Below are 25,517 nucleotides of genomic sequence, written 5' to 3' on the forward strand. Positions count from 1 at the left end.
TTTGCATTTTTTGAGTTTTAGTTTTCGTATAAAAAGCGATCAGCTCCGAGAATTAAGAAGGAATATCCGAAAATAGGGCTTCATATTTTCAGGATAGTTCGGCTTAATTCCGAAGGAGTTGCTCCTGCGGTTACTCGTCGCAAAAAGAATTTTTGCTTTTGTACCGCCGTTTATTCGGGTTTAGATATGAAGAGAGTTTGGAACTTTGATTCTGTCCCAAACTCTTCGTTAAATCAGTCGCTCATTTTTATTATCAGGTTCGTTTTATATCAGATTCAACAGCTCTTCATCACCTATCAGCACATTAATCAAATTGCCTACCCCAATACCCCTGTCTCTTTACCAAGGTTCGTTTCTGGAATAACGACTCCCAGAGAGCATCACTCACCAGCTGATTAAAGATGAGGGAAGCTTGCGTACGATTCCTAACATGAATATTTTTGACTGTTTACCATCAAGAACTTCACGGACAGAATACATTTTTTCAACACTAATTTTCACTCTTTTGACATACGAAAAACTCCCAACATAGTAGTCTAGAAATTTTTATTTTTTCTAGTTCCTATTATGTCGGGAGCATATCAAACCTGAATTTCCTTCTCTATCTTTTTCACAGCAGGCAAAAAATCAAAGTACTTCTACAGCTTATTATTCAACAAAAAATCAAGAGACTTTTATAGATGATTCCCGGAAAAACCGACAATACCAAATGCTCCTGGACCTCCATGACTAGAAACCACACAACCGGTAGGAATCCAATGTACTTTTTTAAACCCCGCCTCTGCTGCCAACCTCTCTGCAGTTTTGCGAATTTCTTCCGACAGACCCTCACTGTATACAAAGGTTAATTCTTCTCTATCTAAATTATACATTTCTATATAATAAGCAAATAATTTTTTCATCGCAAGCATCATGGAACCACGATATTTTTTTGTTGATGTCAGCTTTCCCTCTTTCATTTCAATCAACGGCTTTAAGTTCAACAGTTTTGCACCAAGATATGCAGGGTTGCTGACTCTGCCTCCGGCCTTCAAATACATCAGCGTTTCAGGCATAAAACACATTTGGCAGGTATCAATCAGTTCATTTATTTTATTGATAACTTCATCATACTCCGCTTCCGGATGCGTCTCTATAAATTCAGCGGTTTTAATCACAATCATTGCCTGTCCGGCAGAAACCATTTTTGTATCAATGCTAGTAACATACGGCCGATTCTCCGCAGCAATCTTTGCACTTTGAAAAGACACAGTTGTAATGGAAGAATAAGCCAGATAAAGAATATGCTTATTTGGAAATTTCTGATGAATACGGTCAAAAACTGTTTCAAAATCATGAGAATTACTACCAACTGTTGTCGGCAATTTTCCTGTCTTATCATAATAAGCAAAAACTTCTGAAACCGGGATAGACCCATCATCAAAGAATTCATCACCCATCCCTACATGCATGGGAACTACTCCTATATTATATTTCTCTACATACATCTGGGGGATATCCGCTCCGGATTCTGCTACCAAAACATAATCTTTCATCTTACACTTCCTTACTTCTTTTATTATAGGTTCTCGATTCCGAACAACGATCAAACTTATTTGAATGGCACCCCTATGCTTCAGCAAGAACAGGTTCCAAGGCATGATCTATAATAATGTACGTAATCCTCCTAAGCATACCATATGAAAGGCATTATCGCTTTATATTTTTTGCTTAACAAAAATAAAAAGAACCTGATATATTCCTCTTAATCTTTTTAGCCTTCAGTTCTTCTCTACTCTGTCTTCTTTAGAAATATCATTCTAAAAAAGATCTCGCATCAAAACATTCAATGTTCCACAAAATTGAGCGTATGCTTTTATCCAACAAAAAAGTCTTTTATACTGACTCACTGGAAAATTTATCCTAAAATGATGTATGATATAGGTATCTACCTGAAAAAACACTATGGGAATGTACCTTGGCTTGTCAGTGAAAACAACATGAGCAGAAAGAACAATATATAGATGAAAATGGCATCTTGAATTCATTTTACAGCAACTTGCATAGCTTCTGCGGGAAATTGAAGAAGGAATCAACTTTGAAGATTACATACTTTAGCATTTACAGACCATGCTTCTCCAATGAATGCTTTTAAAAAGCGTTATGGACTTCATACGAATCGAATTGGATAACAACTAGACAAAAAGCTTAAAAACAGCACACTGTACAAGCAGCTGATTAATGAACGTGAATTCACACTCGCAGACAACGCTGCTGTAAAATAAGCAAAGCTCAATTTAACTCTGCTTATCTTAAGAGACGTACTCCTTCTCTGATTTAAGCAAAGCGAGGTAATTGGTTTAAGGAGAGTCTTTATCCCATGGAAAAAATCCCTTGAATTCTCCTAAAAGAAGCAACTATTTCAAAGACTGTATAGGTCAAAAGTACTCATACGATGGCTTTATCCTAAAAATTTCTTCAATCACTCTGTAAAGTATAAAAAGTTAAAATCATTAAACTTTTACCACACAGATTGTTTAAAGCACATAACGACCATTGAAAGGAGCAATAAGATGTTACATCAAACAATAGTGACCATTGATGTTGGCACCACCGCAATTAAATTTACTCTTTACCAGAATCACAATCAGATTCTGACAACAGAGCTGCGTATCCAAACTTACACTGAAAAAAGCGGAAAAAAATATCAAAAACCTTTGGAAATACTTGATTTATTGCAGACAGGAATCCACTCCATAATAGAAGAGTATCCTTACCCTATCCACTATATCGCCTTAAGCACCGCAATGCATGGACTGATGCCAGTCTATGAAGACGGGAGCTGCGGGGAACTGCTGATCTGGTCTGATAATCAAGCTGCCGAAACAGCTGCTGCATTTAGAAAGTCAGCACTCAGCCAATCTTTTTATGAAAAAACTGGGACGCCTATCCACTATATGTCCCCTTTCTCAAAACTTTTGTGGTTAAAGGAAACAGAACAGCTGCCGGATAATGTTATTAAATGGATTGGACTAAAAGAACTGGTTTCAAATTTCTTCACGGGTGAATATTACCTTGATTATTCAACTGCCTCAGCAACAGGGCTGTTTAACAGCCTTGTTCTTGACTGGGATGATGAAATCTTGACCTACCTCTCAATTAGCAGAAGACAGCTGCCTATACTGGTTGATACAAATACAATTTTAGCCCTCTCTGATGAAACAAAAAAAGCGTTGGAACTCTCGCCTCAGACGCAGCTCTTAATTGGTGCAAGCGACGGCTGTTTAGCTGCGTACGCCGGTTATTTGAACACGGGACTCTCAGTTAGTCTTACTTTAGGAACAAGCGGCGCCATCAGAAAGATCACAGCAGACCGAGAGTTAGATTCTGAAGGAAAAACATTTTGCTACTATCTGAAGAAAGGCTTATGGGTTGTAGGCGGTCCGACAAATAATGGAGGAACTGTTTTGGAATGGCTAAGCAAGCTGTTTTTCAATCATCCAACAGCCATTTTTGAGCACCTGGATAGCGCCCTTGAAGCAAGTTCTCCGGGAGCAGAACATTTACTCTTTCTCCCTTATATTAACGGAGAAAGAGCACCTATGTGGGAGCCATTTCTGACAGGCTCCTATCAGGGGATCACAGCACTGCATGGACAAAATGAATTTATCCGTGCTGCCGTCGAAGGACTGCTTTTTAACCTAAAAGCCATTATGGACGCAAGCCCCTTTCCTGATCAGGAAATTTCTATTAATGGCGGTGTTTTTCGACATCCGGCATTAAGTCAGCTTACTGCTGATATTTTAGGCAAAGACTGTCTGCTATCTGCCAATAATGAACCGTGCTTTGGACTTTTAGGACTAATAAATCAGAAGGCTCTTCCACAGTCAGACACTAACTGTCAATATATAAAAAAAGACACTAAAAATGAAAGCCAATATCTCTCCTTTTATCATTCTTTTCTAGAAACAGCAAAAATAAATCGATAAATATTTTAACTCTATTCCAGAGCAGCCCAATGAAGTATTTTTTGGCACTCTGGTTTTTTATTTTTCACTTAATGAACAGATGGGGTTAAAACACTTAATTTCTCTTGAAAATCAAGCAAAAAAACACTATAATTAATGATCGTTAAATACAAAAAATACATTATTTTTTAACATGTATTCAATTAATTTTCTAAGTGGAGCGGTAATCTGAATTGAGTACTACAACGACAAAGAGCTGCAGCTATTTTCTAGTATCTCTGGATTATACTGCATAAATTACCGTCATTTTATTCAGCTTATAGGCTTTTAACAAGAGAATCTTTTGAATCCAATGTCAAATCTAATTTGTCTATGAGGAGAACAAATGATACACACATATCTAGAAAAAAAGTTATTACGAGCCATAGACGTTATCGACCTGCTGTTCGGCAGTGACTATCTTTCTCCTGCAGAACTTTCCAGTAAACTCAATTGCACTATTTTAACTTTAGAGAAAGATATTGCTTATCTCAGAGAAGAGCTGTGCATCCCTGTCACAGAGGATAAAACGGGAAATCTTCGTATCGATCCTTTTATTGCAGGCAATCAGGAGAGGCTTAGCAAGGAAGTCTACTCCCACTCACTATTTTTGCGAAGCCTGAATTTTTATCTCGTTCCCTCTGATAAAAAATATATTGACTTTATTGATGAACATTTTATTTCAGTTTCCAAGGGATATCAATTAAGATCAGATGTGGAGCATTTTCTAAAAAAGATTGGATTACAATTAACTGATAATCACGTCACTGGTGATCTGTCCAGAATCCGTTTTTTAATTTCCGAACTGGATAGACAGTTTGGTGCTGAGCTGTTGGTCTTCGATCCGATTGTTACTCAGAAGTCAAATCGGATACTTGATCATTTTGAACTGAATATGGGCATCTGCTTCTCTGAATACGAACGGACTTTCTTTCATTCCTTAATGCAGACAACAGTTGGAGAGGATCTGCCAAAAACTCCATTGATTTTCTCAAAAGAAGCAATTTACTCTATCAGCAAATATACTTGTCCGGAAAACTTTGAAGAGTTCGTGAAACAACAGTTTGAACCGATTTGGCAAGAACGCTTTAATGACGAATACAAATTCACTATACTGGCCTTAATTGTTATTAACACACATATTTTTGATCATACAACAAATAAAGAAATTTTGGCAGCTTACCGTGAAAATCTTATCAGCAATTCCTGTTTTCAAAAACTGCTGAGGCTTTTCACTGAAACATTCTCTGTAGATTATTCGAACGAGGACTGGTTTCTATCTGCTGTATATATTTTTTTAAAAGGCTCAACATTTAACTTACACCCAATGATTTCCATAGAATATTCAAAGCCTAATAAAATTGATCCATACTTTTTTAATCAAATAAAACAAATTGTGGATAAATGGAATGATTGCGGACTGATTATTACGGAAAAACACTTGAATGCCTTATGCTCTCGGCTGAGTCCGTTCATACTGCAAAAGCAAGCAAACACGATTGCACTTATTACAGAAAACAGTTTTGACTACCACATTACAAAACAAGCAATTCAACGGTTTCTTCCGGAAACCATCGAATTTTCAACGTATACTGAATTAACCAGTGAAATTATTGAGAATGATGATGTTGAAAATACATTGTTTATCCTTGATAAACGGGCACCGCTAGCCGGGAGTATTGAGAGTGTTAAACATTTCCTGTTTATTAACTTCCCTCCCGGAATCGAAGAACTTAAGGAAGTGCTGGCCTTTACACTTATAAAATAAAAAAGCAGCTTGGAATAAATGGTTATTTGAAAGATAGCCTTTCAAAAATACTTTTATTCTGTCTGCTCTTTTATCATATTTATTCATAAATATTCTGACTTGCTTCATCCAATTTGAAACAACAATGAATCTTTTTCAAACGGCTTCATCTCAAAGCTGGCCAGTCGATCAAAATGAGTCTTTTTGTATTCTGAATCTGCCAATTCAATTAGTTCTTCACACCTATATTCTTCAATTATTTCTTTGTTCGAAAAAAAGAAGGAAACAATTCGAAGCTTTGCATCAAACTTCATCAGCTGAGGAAGAACTTCATAAAAGTTTTCTCCGTTAATTTGCTGAACTAATTCGTTCGCTTCTTCACGAATCTTTGCAGAATAATCCATCAATTCCCTATATTTTTCTCTATCCTCTTCCTCAAGAATATCCAACGAAAAGCATTTCTCTGAATTCCATAATCCGCACCATATATTTTTCAAGCTCCTACCTCCTCTACCCGCATATGATTTCGGGCAATCTTTATTCTACTTTGGCTCACTGCCTATTTTACCTGTTTTAATTACACTTATTTTCCACATTTATTTTTAGAAAAATAGAAAATAATGGTAAGATTTCACAAATATGTAAGAAAACAAATAAGAGCCTATTTCATCGGAAAAATAATTAACAATTTGAGCTTCAATTATAGCAATAATCGGCTTTCTTTCCTTAATTACTAGTTCTACTTACATAAATACTCTAGCAGAATGGCGGGCGAAGGGCTCTATACTTTATGATGTTGGTGAAAAATCACTGGCATCTTTTTTAGTAAAAATATATGGAAAAGACACCCTACAATCCTTTAAAATAAAGTCGTCAAAAACCACTTTAAAGGAGAATGCACGATGTCTTGTTCAGATTCTATCAAAGATATGCTCGATATTCTAGACGTAACCCTTCATTTCGAAGAAAAATTTTTTTCTAAAGAAATAATCAAGGAACAGGTATGTATGTTTTTTTCTGATGTCCTTGATGACATCCCTCGCAATTGTCCGCATTGCTTATGTTCTGTGGCTTCATGATGGACGGAGACACCCATCAGCTCATTGATATCTTTGAAAACAGACAGCTGACTCATTTAGAAAGTTACCCTTTGGCAGAACGGCAAAAAGTGACCTTCGTTGTCTGTGATATGTATACGCCCTATTTTTCTTTAGTGAAAAAGATGTTTCCAAATGCACAGATCATTCTGGACCGTTTTCATCTCGTTCAGTTCATCAGCTGAACGTTTCTGCCCCATCGTATTCAGCGAATGAACACATTTGATCGCCGTGTTTATGCAAAACGAAGAAAGTACACCCACATAAAGAAGTATTGGAAACTGCTACAAAAGAATCAAACAAAACTGAATAGTCAGAAGCGTCTGTGGTGTCCTGTATTTCGTGCCTATTTAACTGAAACAGACATTGTTGATCGCTTATTAAGTTATGATCTGGAGCTACATAAAGGATATACCCTTTATCAACACTTTCTTTGTGCATTTAAAGAGAAAAATTTTTCTCATTTCCACCAATTGCTTCTGGAAGATGTCTCTTCTCTTCCAGAAAACTATCAAAAAACGATACAAACCTTCAAAAAAATGTCAAAGAAGATTAAGCGATCCCTTGAACGACCTTATTCTAACGGCCCTTTGGAATGTTTAAATAATCATATCAAGGTGCTCAAACGCAATGCTTATGGATTCAGAAGCTTTTATAACTTCAAACTCAAGATCAATCTCTGCTTTGGCGAAGCGCATTTCAAACTGAGCAAAAAAGCCTAGAGAAAATTTCTCTCTAGACTCTACTCTATTTCTCTGGATTTTTCTTACCAATATTCGTTGACAAGGAGCCATTATCCCACTGACCCTTCCAGCAAAAGGTTAGCTTTTCCAAGAGCTTCTGATAAGCTCTAATCGTTGGTATGACAGCATTCTAATTTTTCAGTGAATGTTACGAAATTCTGATAATTTTTGTCAATTGTAGTTAGTTTTGATTTAGTTTCAAACTGTTTTAATTAGAAAAATACGGATATTTTGGATAATTTTTAGTAAGACAATTGCGAGCTGGAACAAATACTCTTAATAAAGAATTCTCCAATTAATCAAACAACAAAGTTTAAGGTTCAAATTTTAGATCCTAATCAACCCAAATATTCAGTAGGAGAAGATGAAAAATTTAATCAAGCATCGAATAACGGGATTAAAAAAATAGTAATTCCGTTATTTGTATTCCGTTAATGATTCTAAATTAAGGAAAGTTTCCCAAAATTGAAAAGTTGACAAAAATACTTGTTTTAAACAAATATTTTTATTTTCACAATATTAGAACCGTTTGATAAACCCTATATCCCCGACGGACATTTTCGGAAAAACAATAAGTGTTCCCCTATTAAAAATCCTTATTTTATGGTAATATGTTTATCCAAGGACGGACTATTCCGAAAAGGAGGATAAATAATGAAGATTGAAGATATTATTGGATTAGCAGAAAATCATTTTCAAGAAAAAGAAACACTATTCAGAAAGTCTCTTTTAAAAATAGCAGAAAATGAAAAAAAAGCAGGAAAAAACAATAACTATTCTATGTTATTAAATGTATTAAGTAAGTACCCAGAAGAAAAAAAATATGAAGCATCTTCTGGCTTGAAGATGTTCGATCATAACAAGAAAAAGGATAATTCAAGTATTCCAAAATCTAAATTATACGATGTTATATACCCATCAAGTATTGATTCAGACAACCTTGTTCTATCAACTGAAATCAAAAACAAAATTGATTCACTAATTAGTGAGTATACTAACAAAGAAAAATTTGAAGACAGAGGTATCATTATCGAGAATCGACTTTTACTTTGTGGACCTCCTGGTTGTGGAAAAACTACTATTGCCTACCATATTGCAAAAAAAATGAACTTACCTATTGTCTATGTCAGATTAGATTCATTAATTTCCTCTATGTTGGGGCAGACTTCCTCTAATCTAAGAACAATATTTGAAGAGCTAAATAATAAAGATGTAATTATTTTCCTTGATGAATTTGACTCTATTGCAAAGAAAAGGGATGATAGCAACGAATTAGGAGAATTAAAAAGAGTTGTAAATTCATTACTTCAAAATATCGATCAAATGCCTACAAACAATTTCTTAATCGCAGCTTCTAACCATGAAAAATTATTAGATTCTGCCGTCTGGAGAAGATTTAACAGTATTTTGTATTTAGACAAACCAGACACAAAATTACGAGAAATTTACATTAGAAACTTATTACTACAGCACAAGTTTCATATGGACAATAGTAGCATTGAAAAAGCCAGTCACTACTGCGAGAATTTCAGTTTTTCAGAAATACAGGAAGTTTGTATGAAAACAATGAAAAAATCAGTCTTGAATAATAGTTCTGATATTTTGTTAAAAGAATTTTCAGAATCTATCATCGAAGTGGTTCTAATGTATAACTTCTCTAAGGAAAAAATTGATTATGAGAAGATAACAAAACTAAGAGAAAACGGTTTAACTTTAACTAGTATTTCAGAATTATTAAAAATTCCACGCAGCACACTTGCAGATAAACTGAAAGGAGGTAAGTAAGAATTATGGACAATGATAATAAAGGAAAAAAAGGGAAAAAACATTTTACAATACCAGACAATGAAGTACAGCGTGAGGATGCTAAACGAATAGCTATTCCAGAACCAGTTGAGATTGATTTTAGAAAACATGGCGAAAAAATTGGTGAAGGTCTTTTATCAATAAAAGAAAGAAATAACCCTAAACATAACATACTGTCAGACGATTTACTTTTTTTTCAAGTTGAACTTCCAGATGATAAAGTTGTTGATTCTCGAGGAGATTATGAAAGGATTTTTGCTGATAATAAAATAAATATCAATGCTATCAGAGACTCCCATAAAGCCATCGTATCAATAAAAAAAGATGATATGATCGCTTTAGAAGAAAGCGCAGCACAGTATACGCAAGGTACCGCACCTAAAAGTTCTTTTTGGCAATATATTGATGAAATATCGCCAATAGATATCCACGACAAAAAAAGTAAAAAGCTAGATTACTTACAAAATAACGAAAATAATAATGATATTATTGATGCACAAATCACTGTCGTTCCAAAACTAAATGAAAAACAATATGCAAAAATATTACCTCATCTAATCACTTTAGTAGAAAGCTTTAATGGAGATATAGAAAGCGATGGAATTTATTATCTAGCAGACCATACTCCTGTTTTACATGCTTACCTACCTTCTAGTGCAGTAAATGATTTGATTGAACAAGAGGTTGTATTGGATATTGATATCACTCATAAGTATAATGGAAGTCATCAAATTACCAAGAACGGACAAAATGTGGCAGGTTTTGATTTTTATTCTGACAATCTGGATGATCTTCCACTTATTTGTGTTTTGGATGATGGTGTGTCTTTCCCTGATAATATTTCTGCTGCTATATCTGGTAGATGGACTGCACCAGATATTAATTATAATACTTCTGCTCATGGTACTAAAGTGGCTAGTAGAATTATATTTGGAGAAAATTTGGCTGAACAGATAAGTAATCAATTACTTATACCTAAGGCTAGAATAATTGATGCAGTAATATCTGATGGAAATACTGTAACTGAGACAAAAATAATTTCAAGAATCAGAAAAGCTGTACAGGAAATAAAGCATATAACTACAACATTTTGTTTAGCTTTTAACGATAACTCTTCCTCCATTTTTGGTGAAAAATCAGTAAGCAAATTAGCTTTTGAATTAGATGTTATATCTTATAAAGAAGGTGTCAATTTTGTTGTGTCAATGGGCAATCACGAATTATGGAGAACTTTAAATGACATTAATGACATTTGTGAACATGATGATGCTCGTTTAGCTTCACCAGCTGAAAGCCTTCATTCATTATCAATAGGTTCAATCACAAAAGATCAGCATCCAGACAGCATATCTAACAAGAATTCGTTGTCTCCTTTCAGTAGAGTTGGATATGGATTTGCAAATTCATATAAACCAGATTTAGTTTATCCTGGGGGAAATGTGTGCAAACAAAATACACGATGCTTCATACCAAGAACTTCTGATATGTTTGTTATTAATTCAGATGGTTATATTTCATTAGATTTTGGTACAAGTTTTTCCACTCCTTTAGCAGCATTCGATTTAAGTTCATTACAACATTCAGTTATTGAATATCTAAATAGTATAGGAGATACTGATAATTTGGATAGAAAAGCAACTTTTATCTCCAGAGGATTACTTAGTCATCATGCTAAATCCATAGATAACATGTCAGACACAAGCACCGAAGAGTACAATAAAGTATACGGTTGTGGTTATGGAAATTTAAATAGTGCAAAAGAGTCATTTGCATCTAAACCTACTTACATTAGGTACGGAAAAATGAACAGGAAAACAAAAGAAAAAGTTGGATTTCTAATTCCTGCGGTTTTATCAGATAAAAGAAAAAGTGGTGTGAAGTTAGCAAAAGTTACAGTAACATGCTTATCTATTTCTCCAGTGGATATGAGTAAAGGTAGCGAATATTTAAGAGCATATATAGATACTTCGTTACATATGCTTAATTCAAATTCTAAATTAGTTACCAAAAACCCTTCTCAAAAAAACGGTCGAAAAAAATGGAGTAACTTGCATCATTTTTCTCAAGAGTTTACTGTTTTTGATTCTGGCGACTGGCAATTGTGGTTAGAATTATATACAAAACCAGAAATTCCAGATGAAGAAGAAATTGAATATGTGCTAATAATAACAATCGAAAGTCTATATGAAAATGAAGAATTAAATCTTTATGGTGAAATTGAAGCCACTAATAGATTCAATATTCTCCAAGAAATCTCTATAGATATCGGTACACCTGAGGAGGATGAATAATGAAAAAATTTGAAATATTAATGCCTGTAAAGAAAGACGAATCACAAATAGAGAAAGAATATGGTGGTTCAAGCGGGATAGGAGCAAGTTTTGCAAGTACAGCAATTAATTTTAATGAAATTACAAGCTTTATAGAGAGTTTAGGATCATATGAACTAGATAATATTGAGTTAAACTTAGAAGCTGCTGTTGAAACAAACGGAATCACAAAACTGTTTGTTGGTGCTTCTGGAACCGCAGGGGTAAAAGTGACTATTAAAAAGAAAAACTAATCTTATTATTTTTTATGTGACGGAATATCCATTCAATTTTGGAATATTTTATCACTCTAATAAGCATTCTAAAAGGACTGGAAAACGAACACTCTGAGTTATTTTCTAGTCCTTTTTAACTTTGAGCAATTGAAAATATTACAATTGCTGTTTAGAAATCCATTTTAAGCTAAAAAATTTTCTAAATCCGGATCGGTTTTCCTTTCTATTATATCAGTCCATTTAGAGCTGATATTTCTTTCACAACACCTTTTATAAGCTACTTCTCCCATTAAAAGTCGTGCTTTTTCAAGATTAGGAGGTTGAGCATTACTTTTGGTAGTATGATAAATCCAACCACAGAAATGTATTTTGTCTGCTTCCTCTACGTCTCTTTTGTATCGAAGGATATCACTACTTTTTACTCTTTCAGTTTTTCTAAACTCAGGTACGTTATTATTAACAAAACTCAAGAAGTCATTGGGCGTGAATTTATGATTAGGATCATACTGAATATTGAATATCTCTATCAATTTCAGATACAGTTCTTTAGCAAAAAAAGAATTAACCTCAAAATCTTGATTCATCTCTAACTCAAAATATTCATTGGTATCTTGAATACCAAAAATCAAAAGAAATGGTTCAATGTCAGCCAGAAATAGAACATGTGCTCTAACTCCGTTATACTCTATTGTAAATCTCTGTTTTTTCTCACCCGCTTGATTCATAGCAATAAATAATCGCTCAAAATTTTCTAATCTCATAAATACCCTCCCTAAATAATCTAATTTTTCTCAAGAAATTATTTTTATCATGTTCCATACCATTTGAATAATACTTTCAGTAAAAAGGAGTTGACCAAAACTCTTGTCCCCACAAATAAGAAGTCCCTCTCATAACTCTAAAAACAAAATAACTCAAGGAGGAAAAGAAACAATGAAAACTAAATATAAAAAGCACAAACTAGCCAGCTATCTCGCATTGATAGTAATGATGGCTAGTTTTTTTGCAACTCCAATTGCTGCCCTTGCTGCTACCGTCAACTACACAAGAATTGCTGATTACGTTTCTACTTGGTATTTAGCAAACCCTGCTGGTCTTCATTGGACAGACGATGGTGTTCACTTGATTAAAGCAGAGGGTGAACCTGCCTTTTGTATTGAACATGGTACCATTTTAAACGGCGGTTCTGGTTTTGATCCATCAGAACTTACAATTGCTGAAAAAGACCGCTTGTCTCTGATTGCCTATTATGGCTATAAAACGAATCCTACAAGTGAAAACTATGGGATCACTCAAAATATGATTTGGGAGTCATTTGGCGATCAGCTACTGTCTACCACCCTTCCCAACTATCAAAATCGGAAAAATGAAATTCTAGCAAAAGTGAATGCACACAATACAAAACCTTCATTCAATAATCAGACGATCACGTTAAATGTTGGCGATACAATCACACTTAATGATACAAACGGTGTTTTAAATAAGTATGGCAATCTAGCTAGCAATTCAGCAAATCTACAACTAAATAAATCTGGAAACCAATTGAAGTTAACCGCAACCAGTTCATCGAAAGAGACAGGAAAATTACAGTACAATATTGCAAATGCGAATGATGTTGGTACAAGTTTTGTTTTCAACAAACCCAATGAACAAAAAGTAGCTACTTTCAAATTATCTAATGCCGGTTCCTTTCAGCTAAATATCAAAGTCAATTTAAACGGTAATGTCAAATTGAAAAAAGTAGATGAGGATACTGGACAACCTGTCCCCAATACAAAAATGAAATTTGAGTTTAACGGACAATCCAAAGAAATTGTCACTGATATGAATGGTTTAGCTCAAATGAATGACTTAAAAGCTGGCACAAAAATAAAAATCACCGAAGTAATTGCCAACAATGGCTTTGTAAATAAAGGCGAATCTAAAGAAATTACGATTGAACCCAATAAAACAATTGAGGCGGTGTTTGGAAATAAAGCCCAACAAGGATTGCTTCACCTAAAGAAAACAGGGCAAAAAGCTTCTAGTATTACAGTAAAAGATTCAGGCTACGGAAAGCTCCATGAAATCACTTTCGATTATGTTCCTCTGGCAGATGTAACTTTCACCATCAAAGCTCGTGAAGATATTAAAGTAGGTAATTATGTTCATGCAAAAAAAGGAAGTGTAGTTGCCACTGTTCAAACAGATAACAATGGCGAATTAATGAATATGCCAAAACTTTATCTCGGAAAATATGAAGCCATTGAAACAGCTGCGCCTGCTGGCTATTTGATGAATACCACTCCGCTTCCTTTTGAATTCACCTATGAAGGACAAAACGTTGAACTTGTATCTCAATCTATTGAAGCAAAAAATGATTTTCAACAACTAAAGATCACTCTCCATAAAAACGAAGAACAGATTCAGGAGTGGAAAGAAAATAAACCAATTATAGAAGAGATCAAAGCTAACGACAAAATATTCGGTCTGTATACAAATCAAGAATTTACAATGACAGATAAAACAGTGCTGCCTGCTGATTCTCTACTAGGATTTGGCACAGTAAAAGATGGTGAGCTTACGTTCCCTACTCAACAATTAATGGAAGGAAACTATTACGTTCAAGAATTAGATGCTGGTGAAGAAAACTCAGAGGACGAACCTGTACCACTTCTAAATAAGCTTCACTTCAATCAATTTTCACTAAAAAAAGTAAATGAAGAAGCCACTTTAAAAGAAAAAAATGGCTATGATTTTGCTTTTACAGGGAATGGAAAAGGCACTATTTTCACTTTAGAAAATGAGGAGAAAGAAGTGATTCAAACAGTCACTGTTGATGAACAATCTCTTGCTACCTTTACCAATATCCCTGTGGGAACATTCTATTTGAAAGAAAAACAACCAGCTTCTGAACAGTATGTTCTATCTCCTGAGACCTATCAAATCGTTTCTACTCTAGAAGGAATTCAAGCCTATGACAATAAAGGAACTTTACTTAGTGAAATCCTTAATGAAGAAAAGCAAGAAGAAAATCCAAACAAGCAATTAACGAATGAAACTATCCCAACTGAGGAACCACAAACCGATCAAGAGCCACTTCTACTGCTGGAGATTAAAAATCATTTAGTCAAAGGGATTGCTGAACTAACCAAAACGGACGTGTCCAATGGAAAAGAGCTGCCAGATACAGGCATTCGTATTCTTGATAAAGATAAAAAAATCATTATTGAAGGAAAAACGGATCATCAAGGTCGTTTTAGTTTTGAAAACTTACCACGAGGAGTTTACTATTTCCAAGAATATGAAGCCCCTACTGGCTATCAATTAGATGAAACGTCGATTAAGTTTGAAATTCAAGAAAATGGTGAAATTGTCAAATGTAACATGACAAATGAAATGATTCCAAGTAAAAAAGAAACTTCTGTAAAAGGAAGCTTGCCCCAAACTGGTGAAGTTGTTTCTTTTGCAGGAACTGTTTTAGGTAGCTTATTGCTAGATGGTGTCTAGGTTAATTTGACAAATGAAACCTAGAAAAAACTATATATCTGGATTATTTTTATGATAGTCATCGAAAAATTCTTTACTGGCTTCAAAAAACAATTCCATAGCTTCTTGGTCCGTCTTAGCAGCTTTTTGAAACCATTTATACCAAAATAATTCATCATATTTTTTTCCAAATTTTTCTAACATCCATTCTTCTGTCCATCTGCTAAAATTACGCTTAAATACTAAATCAATATCTTCTATTAAATCTGTTCTCATAACGGCACTTATTCTTCCTAATAAAAAATGATATAAATAATCAATCCTTATTTCAGCTATATACATTTTGGGTCTTAATTGAACACTAGTTATTAATTTTTCAACATTGCGATACATTACTTTACTCCCTTCAATTTATCTTATTCAACTAACCATACATCTGCATACGCCTGTCAACTATTTCCTGAAATAGAACCCTCTCATCCGACCCAATTTTGCATCATACTAGATCTCTGTAATACAGTATTAAAAATTAGCTCTTCGAATTATTTTTATGATAGTCATCAAAAAATTCTTTACTGGCTTCAAAAAACAATTCAACTGCCTTTTCTTCGCTCGAAGTTACTTTTTGAAACATACGATACCATTCAACTTCTTGGTATTCTTTTCCATAATTCAAACCTATCCAATCCATTATCCATCTACCAAAATTTTCTCTAAAAGCGATGTCTATTTCTTCCTCATCTATAGTTCCATTTCCTCGTCCCATATATCCAATTAAAAAGATAAAAAGATAATCCATTCGAGCTTCCAAGATATACATTTTAGGCCTTTTTTGAATATTAGCTAATAAAAGTTCAATATTATTCTTTTTCATGATAGCCTCCTATTATAAATCATCAAACATTTTGCGCTGGTTAATTATCATTATATTTATTCCAACCATATATCTTTTACTATACCAATTCCTAAATCTAACAACCAATCACTGTAGTCCATTCCATTCCATTCAATGTCAAATTATCATAGACTTTATCTCCTATTTTAATTGCATCATGATATCCATTATTTCCTATCATTTTTTCTGCTTTATCTGAATATATAATTCCGTATTCACTTCTAACTTTCAACCTCTTATAATCTATTCCAGCTTCCTTCAGTAATTCCTCTAATGCATCCGCAAACTTATCACACTGTCCATTTTTCTTATACTCACTTGGTACTTGATCAACAAGCTCTTCAATGTTGCTACTTAAATTGCTGATATCCGGATCCCAATTATGTCCATTCCCTAAATTACCAACTGCTGATACAAGAGATAATGTTCCATGCCCAGCCACCATAGTTGACACACCAACAGATATTGGAATCAGTGTTAATGTTGTTCCTCCTGTAAATGGCGACATCCCTACACTGAAGATTGATCCTCCACTGAAAATTAATCCCCCTCCTAGTACTTCTGCTACTCCAGTAACTAGACTTAACACATCTCCTGTATATTGACCAATTACATAGGCTTTACTTTTTTCCCGCCAGTCTTGGAAATACCCCACTCGATCTGTTCCAAATAGGTAATCTAACACTGGATAATACTCATTATTTATGCACCATTCAGAGATTAATCCCTCAATAAAATCCCCCATATTCGTTACAAATGATCGACTTAGATCCACTATTTATTTATATCACAGAGAGAGAAAAGAAGAAACGTTTTTTTAGGTCAGTATCCCAATTTTAGCAGGACGAATTTTCTGATAAATGGAGAAGCCGTGAAACAACCACTCAATCTGCTGAGGAGAAAGCTTCTGAGCTTCTTCTGTTGAACGTGGCCATTCCAGTCGTCCCTGATCATAGCGTTTATAAAGTAAATAGAAGCCTTCGCCATCAAACCAGAGTGCTTTGAAACGATCAGGTCGTCTTCCGCAAAAGAGAAAGACAGAGGATTCAAACAGATTGAGTGCCAATTTTCCGGAAACGATCGCAGAAAGACCGTCAATTCCTTTGCGAAGGTCCATATAGCCACAAACTACATAACAAGTATCTACTCGGGAAAAATCAACGAACATAGGTTATTCACTCCTTTAAATTGAGAAAGAATTGTTTCACAGAGGAGAAAAAAGAGTAGCGGAGAGGAGGGAGAACACGGAGAATATAAAACAGAAGAAACAATCTCTTTCTTTGATAATCTTAGTATAGAGATTATTTCTTTCAATTGATATGCGTTGGTTTATTTCTCGCTTACCGTTATCCGGCGCTTTCCTATCATTTCTGTGTACAGCAAAAAACACCATCCTTTCTCTTAGTCAGAGAAAAAACAGTGTTTAATGATGATTATTGGTTATAATTCGTACTACGTCAAATATCCAGTACTGCTAATTAGAAGCAAATTCAAGTTAGCAATACATTCTTTTACATAGTACGTAACTATTGGTCTACCTATAACTTTCAAAATAGATTACTTAACTATTAATCATAAGAATCCTTTTATACCAAGTGATTTCTTATTTGTTTTTTAAGTTGTAGAAAGATTTCAAGCCTTTGTATTCTGCTACATCACCTAATTGGTCTTCGATTCTTAGTAATTGATTGTATTTTGCAATACGGTCAGTACGTGAAAGAGAACCTGTTTTGATTTGTCCTGCATTTGTTGCAACAGCGATATCAGAGATTGTAGAATCTTCTGTTTCGCCTGAACGGTGAGAAACTACTGCAGTGTAGCCAGCTTCTTTAGCCATTTCGATTGCTTCAAAAGTTTCAGTCAAAGTACCGATTTGGTTAACTTTGATAAGGATTGAGTTAGCAATTCCTTTTTCAATACCTTCAGCTAATTTAGTTGTGTTTGTTACGAATAAATCGTCACCAACTAATTGAACTTTATCGCCTAAAGCTTCAGTTAATTTTTTGAAGCCATCCCAATCGTTTTCATCTAAACCATCTTCGATAGAGATGATTGGGTATTTCGCACATAATTCTTCGTAGAATTTGATCATTTCTTCAGTTGTTTTTTCGCCTTCGCCAGAATCAGCTAAAACGTAAACGCCTTTTTCTTTATCGTAGAATTCTGAAGAAGCAGCATCCATAGCAAGAACAATATCTTTACCAGGAACATAGCCGGCTTTTTCGATTGCTTCGATAATCACTTCAAAACCTTCTTCGTTAGAACCTAAGTTAGGAGCGAAACCACCTTCATCACCTACTGAAGTAGCCAAACCTTTAGATTTCAAGATAGCTGCCAAAGCGTGGAATACTTCCGCACCATAGCGTAAAGCTTCTTTAAATGTTGGAGCACCTACAGGCATGATCATGAATTCCTGGAAGTCGATACTGTTGTCAGCATGAGATCCGCCATTGATAATGTTCATCATTGGAGTTGGCAGTACTTTTGTATTGAATCCGCCTAAGTAGTGGTATAGAGGTACTTCAAGGTAATCCGCAGCAGCACGGGCTACAGCGATAGAAACACCAAGGATAGCGTTCGCACCCAATTTACCTTTGTTAGGAGTTCCGTCTAATTCGATCATTGCTTTGTCGATAGCCATTTGGTCACGAACATCGTAGCCAATGATTGCTTCAGCAATACTGTTGTTTACGTTGTCAACTGCTTTAGTAACCCCTTTACCTAAGTAACGAGATTTGTCGCCGTCACGTAATTCAACCGCTTCATATTCACCGGTTGAAGCTCCTGAAGGAACCATTCCGCGTCCAAACGCACCGCTTTCAGTGTATACTTCTACTTCGATTGTTGGGTTACCACGTGAGTCAAGGACTTCGCGTGCATATACATCAGTAATAATTGACATGTTTTGTCTCTCCTTTGAATTGTTTTTTATACTAAGGGGATTCATTCCCTTAATTACGATTGTAGTGAATTTTACAAAAGGAAGCAATGAAATTTTACTATTTTTTCAAATAAGGCAAAACTTCCTTCAAAATAATAAATAATTTTCAGTGAAGTTTATTTAACAGCATCAAGTAAAGCTAGGAATGAATCTGCTTCAAGACTTGCTCCGCCGACTAAAGCACCATCAACATTTTCTTTCGCCATATATTCAGCAATATTTTCAGGTTTTACTGAACCGCCATATTGGATACGCACGCTGTCAGAAACTTCCTTACCGTATAATTTTTCAACTGTTTTACGAACTACGCCGCAGATTTCGTCAGCGATGTTTGCATCAGCAGATTTACCGGTTCCAATTGCCCAGATTGGTTCGTAAGCAATAACAAGATTGCTTACTTGACCATCTGTTAAGCCTTCCAAGCCGGCAGTAATTTGTCCTTCAATCCATTCAGCAGTTTTACCTGCCTCATAGGTTTCCAAAGATTCACCACAGCAAAAGATCGGAATCATGCCGTTAGCGAAAATAGCTTTCGCTTTTTTATTAATTTCTTCATCTGTTTCATGGAAATATTCGCGACGCTCAGAGTGACCGATAATCACATAGTCAACTCCTAAGTCAGTTAAAGCTTGAGGAGATGTTTCTCCTGTAAATGCTCCTGCATTTTCCCAGTAGCAATTTTGACCTGAGATTTTTAATTCTGTCCCTTTTGCAGCTTCAACTAATTCCTGTAAAAATAAAGCTGGAGAACCGATTACTGAATCAACTGCATCATTTGCAGGGATTTTTGTTTTCACTGCTTCAGCAAATTCTTTTGCTTCTTTAGCCGTTTTGTTCATTTTCCAGTTACCAGCGATAATTGGTTTACGCATTGAACAGCACTTCCTTTTCTATTGTTTATCTGAGCTTCCTAAATCAAGCCTGTCGACAAGGCATAGTACCTTGCTTGAGGATTACCCGATTCTTTCAGCTTTTATTATTGTCCAGCTGTGCAGATCAACTTCTTCGATGATAAGATAAACCGTCTATACTGACAGAAAGCATCAGTATGCCGCTTTCCTTTATCACTCTGAAGTTACCCAATCTGCTTCGCTTTTCTTTATCCAGCTTCCCGAATCAATCCTATCGACAAATAGATAAATTCATTTCAAGGACAAAAAGCATCCTTGAATAAATTTCCTAATTTGCTTGAGGATTACCCGATTCTTTCAGCTTTTATTACTTATCATTAATTGCAGCTAATCCTGGTAATGTTTTACCTTCAAGTAATTCCAAGCTTGCGCCGCCGCCTGTTGAAATGTGTGTAAATTTGTCAGCAAAGCCTAATTGAATCGCTGCTGCTGCTGAGTCTCCACCACCGATAATTGTTGTCGCATCTTCAAGGTTGGCGATTGCTTCACAAACACCAATTGTTCCTTTGGCAAAGTTGCTCATTTCAAATACACCCATAGGACCATTCCATACAACAGTTTTAGCTCCTGCCAATTCCTTTGTAAATAGTTCAATGGATTTAGGACCAATATCCAATCCCATATATCCTTCTGGAACAGCCTGACCGTCTGAAACAATTGTTTCTATGTCGTTGCTAAATTCTTTTGCACATACTGAATCCACCGGTAAAATTAATTTATCACCAGCTTTTTCGATTAATTCTTTAGCCAAGGCAACTTTATCTTCTTCTACTAATGAGTTTCCAATTTCAAGTCCTTTAGCTTTGTAGAATGTATACGTCATACCGCCGCCGATCAAAATTTTATCCGCTTTCGCAATTAGATTTTCAATCACACCAATTTTATCTGAAACTTTTGCTCCACCGAGGATAGCCACAAATGGGCGTTTTGGCGCTTCAACCGCTTCACCGATGAATTGAATTTCTTTTTCCATCAGGAATCCAGCTACAGTTGGAATACCAGTTGAAGCAATTCCAACGTTTGAAGCATGCGCACGGTGGGCTGTACCAAATGCATCATTGACAAAAACATCACCTAATGATGCCCAGTATTTACCTAGTTCAGAATCATTTCCGCTTTCTTTTTTGCCGTCAATATCCTCAAAACGAGTGTTTTCAAAAACTAAAACATCTCCATCTTTCATATTGTTGACAGCTGCTTCTAATTCAGCACCACGAGTTTCAGGAACGAAAGTCACAGTCTTGCCCAATAATTCGCCAAGACGTTCAGCAACAGGCTTTAATGATTTGCCGGCTTTGTCTTCTGCTGTTTTTACACGACCTAAATGAGAGAAAAGAATTGCTTTTCCGCCATTTTCGATCACGTATTTAATTGTAGGCAATGCAGCCACGATACGGTTATCATTAGTGATAACACCGTCTTTCAAAGGTACGTTGAAGTCCACACGAACAAGAACTTTTTTGTCTTTTAAATCCACATCTTTAATTGTTTTTTTAGCCATGTGTAAATTTTCCCTCCTACTTCTTATTGACTGCGGCAGAAAATTCGGTTGATGAATTTTGCTGTCGCTTTCTATTCTACCATTGTTGGGTTAATTCATAAAAAGATAAGCGGGGAAGCGCGTTGCTTCCCCGCTTATTATTGCACCTAGTCTCAGAAATTTCTTTACTTATGATAAACGGTGTTCAAAAAGCTGTTTCTTCAAAAGTAAGCTGACCTATCTCAAAAATTTAAAAAACACTTTTTAGACATTCCGTCTTACTTCTCAGAGCAAAACACTTCTTTTTACAACCTAATTATAAGTTAGCAAAGTATTCTAAAGTACGAACTAATTGTGCAGTGTAAGACATTTCATTGTCATACCAAGCAACAGTTTTAACTAATTGTTTGTCGCCAACAGTCATAACTTTTGTTTGAGTAGCATCGAATAATGATCCGTAAGTCATACCTACGATATCAGAAGAAACGATTTGGTCAGTGTTGTAACCATAAGATTCGTTTGCTGCTTTTTCCATTACTGCATTAACTTCTTCTACTGTTACTTCTTTGTCAAGAATAGAAACTAATTCTGTTAATGAACCAGTTGCTACAGGAACACGTTGAGCAGCTCCGTCTAATTTACCGTTTAATTCAGGAATAACCAGACCGATTGCTTTAGCAGCACCAGTTGTATTAGGAACAATGTTTTCTGCTGCAGCACGAGCACGACGGAAGTCTCCACCTGGGTGAGGTCCATCAAGAGTCATTTGGTCTCCAGTGTAAGCGTGGATTGTCGTCATCAGACCTTCAACAACACCAAAGTTATCTTGTAATGCTTTAGCCATAGGAGCTAAACAGTTAGTAGTACAAGAAGCACCTGAGATAACTGTTTCTTTACCAGTTAAGATGTCATGGTTTGTATTGTAAACGATTGTTGGAACATCGTTTCCGCCAGGAGCAGAGATAACAACACGTTTTGCACCAGCTTTTAAGTGTAATTCAGCTTTTTCTTTTGAAGTGAAGAAACCAGTACATTCTAAAACGATGTCTACGCCTAATTCGCCCCATGGTAATTCTTCAGGATTGCGGTTAGCCAGAACTTTAACTTCTTTACCGTTTACGTTGAATGAACCTTCATGCACTTCAACCGTACCGTTGAAACGACCTTGAGTTGTATCATATTTTAATAAATGAGCCAACATTTTAGCGTCTGTCAAGTCGTTGATTGCAACTACTTCAATTCCTGCCACATCTTGGATACGACGGAATGCCAAGCGTCCGATACGTCCAAATCCATTAATACCTACTTTAACTGTCATTAAAGATTTCCTCCTTATGAAAATCAAAAATTTTTTATTTTAAAGGGTTTCCCCTTTTAAAATCTCGTTTGCAGCAGCTTCATCTGTAATGAGCCACGTTTGTTTTGGTGCATTTTTCATGTATGCCCGTATTGCTTTTGCCTTCGTCTTTCCTCCAGCAAGTGCAACGATATATGGAATACCCTTTAAATGTTCCAGCTGTAAGCCAATCCTTGGAACCTTGTAGACTACTTCGCCGTTTTCATTAAAGAAATAACCAAATGATTCTGCTACAGCATTTTTCTGTTTCAGCATAATCATCTCTTCATCAGACATTTTTCTGCGGGCTGCCATATGCAGTGCCCTCCCGATACTGTGAACCACCGCATTCGACTGATTAATCAGCTCCAACACTTCCTGTATGGATGGCTCCTGAAGTAAGGAGTCATACGTTTCCCTACTAAGCTGTTCCGGAATATACAACGCCCGATGCTGCCCGCCAGTCTTATGTGCCATCACCGCGCTTACCGAATTGGCCTGAGCAGTTAATGCTTCACCGATTCCGCCTCTTGCAGGAACAAACAAATTGTGTCGTTTGTCATTCTCAAGAACACCCATATTTTCTGCTGCCTGAGCCATTGTCGTGCCGCCCATTACAGCAATGATATTGTCTCCTTCAGGTAAAAGTACATCCAAAGAGTGAGTTAAAACCGAACCAAATTCATCCAGTATTTTTTTTTGACTATCACTGTTTCCTGCGACGACAATACAGCGCTGAATACCAAAGAGCTGTGCAATATCAATTTCGACCTGCTGAATTCCGAAAAGTAAATTCATCATCTTTTCAAGTCCCTGATAAATCATCAAGCCTTTATCAGTCAGTGTCATACCACTTTTGGATGTTTTTACCAGCTGCAGATTTTTCAGAATGTCTGTTTCAGTTCGGAGAACCCGTTCTGTCAGTCCCATACTCTCTGATAAACTTTTTCTGCCAATCGGCTGCATCCAATAAATACTGCGCAAAATATGATATCTTTGCTGCATTACATCTAGCATATCCGGAGCAACTGCTTCGATCATTTTCAATTCTTCCAGCATGATTGATTCCTCCGTTGGTCATATTATGTCCAAGTAAGACTAAAAACGACCTATGAACACTAAAAAAATAGATGAAGTCCTTTCTCTGCATTTTCCAGTTAAAAAGACTTTTTTTACCTCATAAAAATAGTTTAGCAGTTTTACTGGTTCTTTTCAAGAAAAAGTATTTAAAATCCATGGCAAAAATACGAAAATTTCTATATCTTCATTATGAAGGAGCTTGGCAACTTTTTTTTAACTACAAAAACGGACAACCAAAGCATTAAAAACACTGTGTATCCGGTTTGTTTCTTCTAAAAAAAGACAGTCAGCCGGAAGCAGAATATTTTCTGCCGAGCTGCTTCCGATTAACTGTCTCCTTTTTTCACTTCGTCCTTACTTGACAGGAGGGCTATTTTTATTTTGTTTCAACTTTTTTCATTTGCATGTTCCTATGCTTTTGTCGTGTTCGAAATCATGCATTGTTTTCTTTTTCTAGCCTTATCAATAACCTATGATGAAATGTACAGGAATCGCTGAAAACTATCTGAAAAAACAACTCAAAAAGGCTGCTTACAATTCTTCTTCATAAAAACGACCAAGGATCTTAACATTATCCGAAATACTGACAAAGGCAGAAGGATCAGCTTTCTTCATAGCCCCTTCCAACGCAGGCAGTTCAAAACGAGTCACCACCGTCAGCAGTACAGTTTGCTTATCATGAGTATAGGCTCCTTCAGCCTCATGAATGATCGTAATTCCACGACGCATTTTTTTCTGAATCTCGCTGATGACAACTTCCGGATTTTTTGTGATAATCATCACCTGCATTTTTTTCTGTTTCGTGTAAACTGCATCTGTTACTTTCCCGCTGACAAAAATGGACAGCGCACTGTAAAACATATACTGCCAGCCAAACAGATAACCGGCGACAAAAATAATCAGTGCGTTAAAATAAATTGAAATGGACCCCACTGAACGACCGGTCCTTTTACGGATAGTTATGCTGAAAATGTCCAATCCGCCAGAAGAAAGTCCGTTTTTCAATGCAAAGCCAATTCCTGAACCCATTACTGCCCCGCCAAAAATTGCGCAAATTATCGGATCATTTGACAAGATTGTTTCAGGTACAATCTGCATGAATACAGAGGTTAGCGCTACCGTAATAAAGGTAAAAATTGTAAATTTTCTGCCAATCTTTTTCCAGGCCAAAAAGAATAAGGGAATATTCAGCGCAAAGAGTGACACAGAAACCGGAACTTGAAAACCTAAAGCTCTTGTCGATAAAGTTGTCAGGATTTGAGCCAAGCCTGTGATCCCGCTGGAATAAATATTTCCGGGCTGATAAAAAAAGTTCATTGCCACAGAGGCTAAAATTGCATAAACAATGGAAACGGAGAGTTTTGTCGTATATTCATTGACTGGGATACCTTCAATTGCCTTTTTCATAGAGAAAACCTTTCTTTTTTTAACTTTAATTTTGACTGTTTTCATTATACTATACACTATTTTTTACTGTAATGA

Annotated in this window: 19 protein-coding genes and 1 pseudogene; 7 read left to right on the forward strand and 13 right to left on the reverse strand. The window is 35.7% G+C overall.

Translation table 11 applies throughout. The annotated features are described in order from the left end of the window. Positions 1–674: 674 nt before the first annotated feature. A complete protein-coding gene (locus LI954_RS10070) occupies positions 675–1,535 on the reverse strand; it encodes a DegV family protein (protein WP_229444398.1) in 861 nt (286 codons plus the stop codon). A gap of 1,017 nt (positions 1,536–2,552) precedes the next feature. On the opposite strand from LI954_RS10070, the gene LI954_RS10075 reads away from it, so the two are divergent. Then, entirely contained in the window at positions 2,553–3,968 is a 1,416-nt protein-coding gene (locus LI954_RS10075) for a gluconokinase (RefSeq protein WP_229444399.1), read from the forward strand. A 364-nt stretch (positions 3,969–4,332) separates the two neighbouring features. Further along, complete coding sequence (locus LI954_RS10080; RefSeq protein ID WP_202068394.1) at positions 4,333–5,754, forward strand: helix-turn-helix domain-containing protein; 1,422 nt, start codon at positions 4,333–4,335, stop codon at positions 5,752–5,754. A 104-nt stretch (positions 5,755–5,858) separates the two neighbouring features. Here the strand turns inward: LI954_RS10080 and LI954_RS10085 are convergent, their stop codons facing one another. Next, positions 5,859–6,230, reverse strand: coding sequence for a DUF7006 family protein (locus LI954_RS10085; protein ID WP_229444400.1), 372 nt, complete (start codon positions 6,228–6,230; stop codon positions 5,859–5,861). A gap of 581 nt (positions 6,231–6,811) precedes the next feature. On the opposite strand from LI954_RS10085, the pseudogene LI954_RS10090 reads away from it, so the two are divergent. The 4 genes and pseudogenes from LI954_RS10090 to LI954_RS10105 all read left to right on the forward strand — a co-directional run bounded on the left by LI954_RS10090 (position 6,812) and on the right by LI954_RS10105 (position 11,942). Further along, positions 6,812–7,552, forward strand: a pseudogene (locus LI954_RS10090) (ISL3 family transposase). A gap of 675 nt (positions 7,553–8,227) precedes the next feature. Then, a complete protein-coding gene (locus LI954_RS10095; protein ID WP_229444401.1) occupies positions 8,228–9,358 on the forward strand; it encodes an AAA family ATPase in 1,131 nt (376 codons plus the stop codon). Between the two features lie 5 nt (positions 9,359–9,363). Then, the gene (locus LI954_RS10100; protein WP_229444402.1) at positions 9,364–11,670 is read left to right on the forward strand and encodes a S8 family serine peptidase; all 2,307 of its coding nucleotides are present in this window, start codon (positions 9,364–9,366) and stop codon (positions 11,668–11,670) included. Next, positions 11,670–11,942, forward strand: coding sequence for a hypothetical protein (locus tag LI954_RS10105; protein ID WP_229444403.1), 273 nt, complete (start codon positions 11,670–11,672; stop codon positions 11,940–11,942). The genes LI954_RS10100 and LI954_RS10105 overlap by 1 nt, the downstream gene beginning before the upstream one ends. Before the next feature lie 164 nt (positions 11,943–12,106). On the opposite strand, the gene LI954_RS10110 is transcribed toward LI954_RS10105, so the two are convergent. Beyond that, entirely contained in the window at positions 12,107–12,685 is a 579-nt protein-coding gene (locus LI954_RS10110; protein WP_229444404.1) for a DUF6037 family protein, read from the reverse strand. A 172-nt stretch (positions 12,686–12,857) separates the two neighbouring features. Between LI954_RS10110 and LI954_RS10115 the strand changes: the two genes are divergently transcribed. Further along, on the forward strand, positions 12,858–15,413 hold the full coding sequence (locus tag LI954_RS10115) for a SpaA isopeptide-forming pilin-related protein (RefSeq protein WP_229444405.1): 2,556 nt from the start codon (positions 12,858–12,860) through the stop codon (positions 15,411–15,413). A gap of 30 nt (positions 15,414–15,443) precedes the next feature. On the opposite strand, the gene LI954_RS10120 is transcribed toward LI954_RS10115, so the two are convergent. The 10 genes from LI954_RS10120 to LI954_RS10165 form a co-directional block, all read right to left on the reverse strand. Continuing rightward, a complete protein-coding gene (locus tag LI954_RS10120; protein ID WP_229444406.1) occupies positions 15,444–15,785 on the reverse strand; it encodes a hypothetical protein in 342 nt (113 codons plus the stop codon). Between the two features lie 136 nt (positions 15,786–15,921). Beyond that, positions 15,922–16,266: a hypothetical protein gene (locus LI954_RS10125; protein ID WP_229444407.1), complete on the reverse strand. Its 345-nt coding sequence runs from the start codon at positions 16,264–16,266 to the stop codon at positions 15,922–15,924. A 97-nt stretch (positions 16,267–16,363) separates the two neighbouring features. Beyond that, entirely contained in the window at positions 16,364–16,972 is a 609-nt protein-coding gene (locus LI954_RS16230) for a papain fold toxin domain-containing protein (protein WP_229444408.1), read from the reverse strand. 132 nt (positions 16,973–17,104) lie between these two features. After that, positions 17,105–17,455 (reverse strand): IS66 family insertion sequence element accessory protein TnpB, encoded by a 351-nt coding sequence (gene tnpB / locus LI954_RS10135; RefSeq protein ID WP_229444409.1) that lies wholly within the window; start codon positions 17,453–17,455, stop codon positions 17,105–17,107. A gap of 435 nt (positions 17,456–17,890) precedes the next feature. Further along, the gene (eno, locus tag LI954_RS10140) at positions 17,891–19,189 is read right to left on the reverse strand and encodes a phosphopyruvate hydratase (RefSeq protein WP_229442021.1); all 1,299 of its coding nucleotides are present in this window, start codon (positions 19,187–19,189) and stop codon (positions 17,891–17,893) included. Between the two features lie 155 nt (positions 19,190–19,344). After that, on the reverse strand, positions 19,345–20,100 hold the full coding sequence (tpiA, locus tag LI954_RS10145; RefSeq protein ID WP_202067991.1) for a triose-phosphate isomerase: 756 nt from the start codon (positions 20,098–20,100) through the stop codon (positions 19,345–19,347). 346 nt (positions 20,101–20,446) lie between these two features. After that, on the reverse strand, positions 20,447–21,640 hold the full coding sequence (locus LI954_RS10150) for a phosphoglycerate kinase (protein WP_229444410.1): 1,194 nt from the start codon (positions 21,638–21,640) through the stop codon (positions 20,447–20,449). Between the two features lie 295 nt (positions 21,641–21,935). After that, positions 21,936–22,937 carry a type I glyceraldehyde-3-phosphate dehydrogenase gene (gap, locus tag LI954_RS10155; protein ID WP_202067989.1) on the reverse strand — a complete coding sequence of 334 codons (1,002 nt, stop codon included), beginning with the start codon at positions 22,935–22,937 and terminating at the stop codon, positions 21,936–21,938. Positions 22,938–22,976: 39 nt separating this feature from the next. After that, complete coding sequence (locus LI954_RS10160) at positions 22,977–24,014, reverse strand: sugar-binding transcriptional regulator (protein ID WP_202067988.1); 1,038 nt, start codon at positions 24,012–24,014, stop codon at positions 22,977–22,979. Positions 24,015–24,566: 552 nt separating this feature from the next. Beyond that, entirely contained in the window at positions 24,567–25,442 is an 876-nt protein-coding gene (locus LI954_RS10165; RefSeq protein WP_202067987.1) for a YitT family protein, read from the reverse strand. Between the last annotated feature and the right edge of the window lie 75 nt (positions 25,443–25,517).

The sequence above is a fragment of the Enterococcus sp. CWB-B31 genome (assembly GCF_020567645.1).
In the GTDB taxonomy this organism is placed as follows: Bacteria; Bacillota; Bacilli; order Lactobacillales; family Enterococcaceae; genus Enterococcus_L.

What these genes read in the sequence shown, in the direction of transcription:
- LI954_RS10070 (WP_229444398.1), bottom strand. Translation starts at nt 1,535, where the DNA reads ATGAAAGATTATGTTTTGGTAGCAGAATCCGGAGCGGATATCCCCCAG.
- LI954_RS10075 (WP_229444399.1), top strand. Translation starts at nt 2,553, where the DNA reads ATGTTACATCAAACAATAGTGACCATTGATGTTGGCACCACCGCAATT.
- LI954_RS10080 (WP_202068394.1), top strand. Translation starts at nt 4,333, where the DNA reads ATGATACACACATATCTAGAAAAAAAGTTATTACGAGCCATAGACGTT.
- LI954_RS10095 (WP_229444401.1), top strand. Translation starts at nt 8,228, where the DNA reads ATGAAGATTGAAGATATTATTGGATTAGCAGAAAATCATTTTCAAGAA.
- LI954_RS10100 (WP_229444402.1), top strand. Translation starts at nt 9,364, where the DNA reads ATGGACAATGATAATAAAGGAAAAAAAGGGAAAAAACATTTTACAATA.
- LI954_RS10105 (WP_229444403.1), top strand. Translation starts at nt 11,670, where the DNA reads ATGAAAAAATTTGAAATATTAATGCCTGTAAAGAAAGACGAATCACAA.
- LI954_RS10110 (WP_229444404.1), bottom strand. Translation starts at nt 12,685, where the DNA reads ATGAGATTAGAAAATTTTGAGCGATTATTTATTGCTATGAATCAAGCG.
- LI954_RS10115 (WP_229444405.1), top strand. Translation starts at nt 12,858, where the DNA reads ATGAAAACTAAATATAAAAAGCACAAACTAGCCAGCTATCTCGCATTG.
- LI954_RS10120 (WP_229444406.1), bottom strand. Translation starts at nt 15,785, where the DNA reads ATGTATCGCAATGTTGAAAAATTAATAACTAGTGTTCAATTAAGACCC.
- LI954_RS10125 (WP_229444407.1), bottom strand. Translation starts at nt 16,266, where the DNA reads ATGAAAAAGAATAATATTGAACTTTTATTAGCTAATATTCAAAAAAGG.
- tnpB (WP_229444409.1), bottom strand. Translation starts at nt 17,455, where the DNA reads ATGTTCGTTGATTTTTCCCGAGTAGATACTTGTTATGTAGTTTGTGGC.
- eno (WP_229442021.1), bottom strand. Translation starts at nt 19,189, where the DNA reads ATGTCAATTATTACTGATGTATATGCACGCGAAGTCCTTGACTCACGT.
- tpiA (WP_202067991.1), bottom strand. Translation starts at nt 20,100, where the DNA reads ATGCGTAAACCAATTATCGCTGGTAACTGGAAAATGAACAAAACGGCT.
- LI954_RS10150 (WP_229444410.1), bottom strand. Translation starts at nt 21,640, where the DNA reads ATGGCTAAAAAAACAATTAAAGATGTGGATTTAAAAGACAAAAAAGTT.
- gap (WP_202067989.1), bottom strand. Translation starts at nt 22,937, where the DNA reads ATGACAGTTAAAGTAGGTATTAATGGATTTGGACGTATCGGACGCTTG.
- LI954_RS10160 (WP_202067988.1), bottom strand. Translation starts at nt 24,014, where the DNA reads ATGCTGGAAGAATTGAAAATGATCGAAGCAGTTGCTCCGGATATGCTA.
- LI954_RS10165 (WP_202067987.1), bottom strand. Translation starts at nt 25,442, where the DNA reads ATGAAAAAGGCAATTGAAGGTATCCCAGTCAATGAATATACGACAAAA.